At 57.1% G+C, this 4,046-nt stretch carries 2 protein-coding genes and 2 pseudogenes; all 4 read left to right on the top strand.

The features are described from left to right. Window positions 1-126: 126 nt before the first annotated feature. Window positions 127-789, top strand: a pseudogene (locus AB3X89_RS39030) (transposase); the annotation flags it as partial. Between the two features lie 848 nt (window positions 790-1,637). Next, window positions 1,638-2,492 carry a sterol desaturase family protein gene (locus tag AB3X89_RS39025; protein WP_368587917.1) on the top strand — a complete coding sequence of 285 codons (855 nt, stop codon included), beginning with the start codon at window positions 1,638-1,640 and terminating at the stop codon, window positions 2,490-2,492. Window positions 2,493-2,885: 393 nt separating this feature from the next. Next, window positions 2,886-3,689 carry a glycosyl hydrolase gene (locus tag AB3X89_RS39020; RefSeq protein ID WP_368587916.1) on the top strand — a complete coding sequence of 268 codons (804 nt, stop codon included), beginning with the start codon at window positions 2,886-2,888 and terminating at the stop codon, window positions 3,687-3,689. Between the two features lie 123 nt (window positions 3,690-3,812). Then, a pseudogene (locus AB3X89_RS39015) lies at window positions 3,813-4,046 on the top strand (hypothetical protein); the annotation flags it as partial.

The following is a 4,046-nucleotide window of genomic DNA, read 5'->3' as shown; positions in this document are numbered from 1 at the left end:
TCGCTTGACCTTCGCGATCCGATTCAATGTCTCGTCCACTTTAGTTCCCACCAAATTATTTAGCGGGAACTAAACTACCAACCGGTTCGCTCAGCCGTCGAGAATGGCCGTCATGAGCCGCTTACCCTCGAGCATCCCGCCGTGCTCGATCTACTCGAGCGCTACCCGTCTCCAGCCGCGCTTGCAGCAACCAGCGAGAAGACGCTTGCCAACCGCCTGACCAAGCTCGCGCCACGCATGGGCACGGGATTGGGGGCCGAAATCGTTCAAGCGCTGGGCGAACAGGCCGTGACGGTGCCCGGCACGCAAACCGCCACCATCGTCATGCCGCGCCTGGCTCAGCAGCTCGCCGCCTTACGCAAGCAGCGCGACGAAATCGCCGGCGAAGTAGAGCGGCGGGGCTTGCTCACCCTCTTTGGCCGGTCCTGACCAGCATGCCGGGGAGGGCGTCAGGACCGCCGCCAGACTCCTCACCGAGGTCGCGCACCAAGCCTTCGCTTCGGCAGGTCACCTGGCGGGCCTACGCTGGCCTCGCACCAGTTACCCGGCGCTCAGGCTCATCTATCAGGGGCGAGCATCCGTCCAACCGCGGCAACAAGGTACTCAAGCGCGCCTTGTTCCTATCGCCTTCGCGGCCTCGCGAGACCCCCCGATTCGCGAGCGTATCCCGCACGCAAGGTCCAGCACGGTAAGCGACATAACTAGGCACTCATCGCGCTCGCACGGCGACGCTGTGATGTCCTGTTCGCCATCCTGCGCGATGGCACCTTTTACGGACCCAAGTCAGCTCCAAACCCAAGTCAGCCCCTAACGCTTGACGAATTAGATAGGGCCCCCCATATGATGGCGTGCCGGAACCGGCCGAGGAACTCTCGAATTGGGCTCACGTTTCAGGATGAGCCCCAAAAAAAGCAGTACCAGGTGTGTGGACCGCAGGTCAACGCCGACGTGGTCTTCGCATGCCCGTTGGATTGTGGGCGTCGCCATGATCACTTTAGAACTTTCAATCTACCTTCGATAGCCCTTCTGGCAGCGATCCGCAGCCGCTACAAGCATCTCAGTTGCGGTCTCGCATAGCATGCGCGACCCATTTCACAGATGCATGAAACCCCCGCCCCGCATTCGTCGTCTTATCGAGCTTGCCGCCGGAGTGGCAACGACAATAGTTGCGCTGGCCGCTCCACACGGCGCACGTCATCATGTCGTGGCTTCATTTATCTTAGGGCGCCGTGCCGACGGCACCGGCCTTCGGTTACTGTCACGTCGCGACGGCAGTGCACTTTGAGTGCAGTGCATGCTATGCCTTCGACCACCTCTTGAGTCTGTATTGAGAAAGTCATTTGTGACGCGAATGCGTCTTATCCAAACAATTGATTTTTGCGATTTCAGAAAATGGCGGATAGTGATGATGCTGCCGCGGCACAGTCACCGTGTTGGGGCGCCCTCAATAGACACCTTGCACGATCTTGTGGCGTGCAATGCCCATCGCCACGGATATCGATTGGCACTCCGAGTTACTACATTGGTGTACTTCTTAAGTCACGTAACTGCTTGACACCCATGAAGAAGCCGGCCATTTTGACAAGCAGCTTTTCGACCCGAGATCTCCGAATTCGATCTGTTCACCGGAGCAAACAATGAATGCTGTCGATATCCACCAGATGGTCCAGTTCGCCGTCCAATCGTTCAAATTGCTTGCGATTTTTGCCACGTTATGTGCAGCTCTTGAGATCGCGTTTCCGGCTTATCGATACAGCTTCGCATCGTACCTTCGCGGCGCACGGAACTGGGCGATTCGGATTGGATGCGGCGCGCTAATCTGGCACTTGTACGCTGTGGGCTTGCAATGGTTAGGCGTCAAGCCGCTCCTGACGGTCAATCTTTCAACAGTGCTTCACTCTGACAACGCAGTTATCAAGACGGCTTTCGCCATCCTTTCAGGCGTTGTGGTCGCAATTGCCGGTGACTTCTTTTACTACTGGATGCACCGTGCACAGCACGCCGTGCCATTCCTCTGGCGCTTGCACGCTACACATCACTCGATTCGCGAACTGACGGCATGGAATTGCAATCATCACATTTCCGAGCCGGTTATCTACGCCTTGTTTGTAGCATTACCGCTCGCGCTGATCCACTTCGAGTCTGGCGTGGTGCCGGCTGCTGCCATGACCCTCATTACCTTTCAGGCGCATCTGTCGCACTCCAGCACGCGCATCAACCTTGGGCCTCTGCGATATATCATCGGAGACGGTCAGTTCCACCGAATTCATCACTCAACTCAGCCGCATCATCGGCACCGAAACTACGGGTTCTTTACGACCATCTGGGACACTATCTTCAGCACGGCATACTGGCCGAAACGGGACGAATGGCCCGAAGTGGGCCTTCGCAATCAACCCGAGCCCCTCACCGTGCGCGACTACTTTATGTTTCCGTTTGGACAAAATCGCTGGTCCAAAGCCAAATCTGACAGCATAACGCAGGAGAGTTGACGATGATTGGTCGGGGCATTCGCTTGAATTGAGCGGCACTGGTAGACAAAACATTTGCCAATACAACGTCGCCTGAAACCATCGACGGTGAAGGCGAATCGCGGGCCGTCGAACTATAGCGGTAACGCTGAGATCGGTATCACTTGGCCGTCTCGCGCGGCGCCAACGGCGCAAGATTTTATGCTCGTGTTCAAGGACGTTCGGTGTATATGCGCTCTCTCGGCAGCGCTATGGAGATACCTGACATGAGCGCCCACTGGCGAGAGCCCCCCCCCCAGTCTAAGAGTACGTCGCCCCACACACGGTTTCTCTCTCGATCGGAAGGTTGCCCAAGCCGCTGACCTTCACCGATGCCGACCAACCCCTACTACCTGACAGGAGATCAGAAAGACCATGCCTCGAATCTTGATCCGCGCGACCCGTGCCGCCATTGCCACCGCCGCGCTGATGCTTTGGACTGCCAGTGCGCAGGCCCAGACGTGGTCTGCTACTTCCCCCGAAACGTCATCCTGCTCTGCGGAAAATCTCTTCGCTTCTCGGATCTACGGTAGGTACACGATCAACAACGACGTGTGGTCACCCTGCAGGTATGTCACCGCGGGTCCCCAGACAATAAGGGCTAACAGCAAGCTCGGAGGAGACAGCGAGGTCGACTGGAGCGTTACTTCAGATCAACCCAACACCAGTGGCATCAAGTCCTATCCGCACATCGGATACAAAGTCAACAAGACCATCGGCTCACTGAACTCGCTTTCCGCAATCGTCTCGGCTACTACGCCATCTGGTGGCGCCTGGGAGTCAACGTTTGATATCTGGGCCGGAGGTGAGGCGCATGAAATCATGATATGGCTGAACTACACCGGAACTGCGGAAGGTTGCGGCAATGTCAAGCCCATCTCCTACAACTGGACGCAAGCCGGATGCGCAATTCCACTTTATCGAAACGTATCGCTGTCCAACGGAAGTTGGAACGTGTACGTGGGCACCAACCGCCGCAACATCGTCTACACGTTCGTCCGCACGACGAAGACTGACAACGCCGCGATCGATGTGCTGGCATTTATGAAATATCTGCGCTCGCTCAACTATTTTGATGATGATCTTGAAATCGGTGACCTGCAGTACGGGTTCGAAATCACCTCTTCGCGCGGAAACCTGAGCTTTGCGTCCAAGAAGTTCACGGTCACTGCCGAGTGATCCCTTTCATCGCGTTGGGCAGGGACCCCGGCGGTCGGTCAAATTCCTCCAGGTATGGTCACTTCAAAATCCCCAGGTAACGATCGCTGGCTGAGCGGTCTGTAGCGGTGCTGCAGGACATTTATTGTCGTCTCCTTCAGAGAAGAAGGAGACCAGGGAGTGAATGTCTTGAAGCAGCATCTGCAAAGCGCGATATTCACGCTGCTCGAGCGGGGCGTGAGTCAGCGCAGGATCCATGAGCTCACGGGTATCGATCGCAAGACGATCCGGCGCTACCAAGCGCTGCATGAGGCGCAGCGGGCCGCGGGCGCAAATTCCTCCACCGCCGCGACCACCGGCTCCGGCGACCCGGTGGTC

The sequence above is a fragment of the Paraburkholderia sp. BR14320 genome, assembly GCF_040948665.1.
Lineage (GTDB): Bacteria > Pseudomonadota > Gammaproteobacteria > Burkholderiales > Burkholderiaceae > Paraburkholderia > Paraburkholderia youngii.
This window is presented reverse-complemented; position numbering and strand designations above follow the sequence as displayed.